This window comes from Streptomyces sp. NPDC111606 (assembly GCF_055656945.1).
Map to the genome: position 1 here is coordinate 1 of NZ_JBVKBY010000040.1, position 2,352 is coordinate 2,352.

Sequence of the window (2,352 nt, forward strand, 5' to 3'; positions counted from 1 at the left end):
GGGTGTATCTCCTTGACCGGTTCGGTGAGTTGGTGCCGGTGGGTGTTCCCGGTGAGATGTATGTGGGCGGTCCGGGTGTGGCCCGTGGGTATTTGAACCGTCCGGAGCTGACGGCTGAGCGGTTCGTGCCGGATCCGTTCGGTCCTGCGGGTTCTCGTCTGTATCGCAGTGGGGACCTGGCGCGTCGTCGCGCTGACGGGAGTCTGGAGTTCCTGGGGCGTGCTGATGACCAGGTGAAGGTGCGTGGTTACCGCATCGAGCCGGGTGAGATCAGCGCACGTCTGAGTGCCCACCCCGTGATCCGCGAGGCCGTGGTGATCGTCCGTGACGAGCGGCTGGTCGCCTACCTCGTAGTCGACGGAGACGTGCCGTCGACGGCCGAGCTGCGGCAGTTCGTGGCCGGTGCGTTGCCGGAGTACATGGTGCCGGCGGCCTTCGTCGAGCTGGATCGGATCCCGCTGACGGTGAACGGCAAGCTCGACCGCCGTGCGCTGCCCGCGCCGGGTGGTGACGCGTTCGCGGAGTCGGCGTTCGTGGCGCCGCGTACGCCGACCGAGGAGCGGGTGGCGGAGGTCTGGCAGGAGGTCCTCGGGGTCGAGCGCGTCGGTGTCGAGGACGGGTTCTTCGAGCTGGGCGGTGACTCGATCCGTGCCGTGGCCCTGGTGGGTGCGCTGCGCGCGGCCGGGTTCGATGTCGCGGTGCGGGACGTCTTCGAGCACCGCACGGTCGCCGGCCTGTCGGAGTTGATCACGGGGCGTCCGGCGGTGTCGGACGCGGACCGGCGGGTCGAGCCGTTCGCGCTGATCGGCGATGAGGACCGGGCGCAGCTTCCGGAGGGCGTCGTGGACGCCTACCCGCTGTCGCAGGTCCAGCTCGGCATGGTCGTCGAGATGCTCGTCGACGACAGCCGCAACAACTACCACAACGTCAGCACGTTCCGTGTCCTGGACGACAAGCCCTTCTCCTTCGACGCTCTTCAGGCCGCCGGCCGACTGGTCGTCGAGCGGCACGAGGCGCTGCGTACCTCCATCGAACTCAACGCCTACTCCGTGCCCCTGCAGTTGGTGCACACCACCGCCGAACTCCCGCTCGGCCGGCAGGACCTGCGGGGGCTGGACGCCGAGACGGTGGAGCGGGAACTCCGTGCCTTCACCGTGCGCGAGCGCGCCACACTGTTCGATCTCGGTACGCCGTCCCTCATGCGCTTCTTCGCGCATGTCACCGACGGCGACTGCTGGTGGATCTCGGTCACCGAGTGCCACCCCGTCCTGGAGGGCTGGAGCCATCACTCCCTCCTGATGGAGCTCCTGGCCCTGTACAGGCAGCTGCGGGACGGCCTGGAGCCGGAGCCGTACGAGGCCCCTGCCGTGCGCTTCGCCGACTTCGTGGCCGGCGAGCTGGAGTCCCTGGCCTCCACCGAGGACCGCGCCTACTGGCAGGGCGTCGTCGACCGGCACGCCCCCTTCTCACTCCCCACGGGCTGGGGCGAGCAGCAGGACGGGCCGCGCGAGCTGTACCAGGCCTGGACGCAGTGGGAGGACCTGGAGCGCGACCTGCGCAAGCTGGCGACGGACTCGAAGGTCTCGCTGAAGAGCGTGATGCTGGCGGCGCACTTGAAGGTGATGAGCCAGCTCACCGGGGAGGAGGCCTTCCACACGGGCGTCGTCTGCGACGCGCGGCCCGAGGTTCTCGGCGCCGACCGGGTGCTCGGCATGTACCTCAACACCCTGCCGTTCACCATGGACCGCAGCGCGCGCACCTGGCGTGAGCTGGTCCAGCAGGTCTTCGCCCGCGAGGTCGAGCTCTGGCCGCATCGACGTTTCCCCATGCCGGAGATCCAGCGTGACGCGGCCGGTGGCCGACGGCTGCTGGACGTCATGTTCAACTACCAGGATTTCCGGCAGATGGATGCCACCGTCGTGGACGACCGGGCGGGCCTGGACGACAGCCCGACCGAGTTCCCGCTGACGGTCTCGTCCCGTGCCGGACACGTCATCATCACCGCGGACCCGTGCATGCTCAGCCGCGCCAACGGCGAGCGCCTGGTCGGCATGTACCGCGCCGTCCTGGAGGCCATGGCGGCCGACGCGGACGGTGACGCGCAGACCGTGTACCTGCCCGCCGGCGAGCGGGACCTGCTGCTCTCCGCTGCGGGTCCGGTGGTGTCGTCGGCTGCGGTGGAGCGGTGTGTGCATGAGGTCTTCGCGGAGCGTGTCGCGGAGTCTCCGGATGCGGTGGCGGTGGTCTTTGGTGAGTTGTCGCTGACGTATGCCGAGGTCGAGGTGCGTGCGAACCGACTTGCGCATCATTTGCGGTCGTTGGGTGTGGTCGAGGGTGCGCTGGTGGGTGTGT

The 2,352-nt window shown here is 69.1% G+C and carries 1 protein-coding gene; it reads left to right on the forward strand.

What is annotated here, in order from left to right; all coding sequences use genetic code 11:
- Positions 1 to 233 precede the first annotated feature (233 nt).
- On the forward strand, positions 234 to 2,352 hold a 2,119-nt coding region (locus ACZ7M7_RS44985; RefSeq protein ID WP_472127654.1), incomplete at its 3' end, for a condensation domain-containing protein.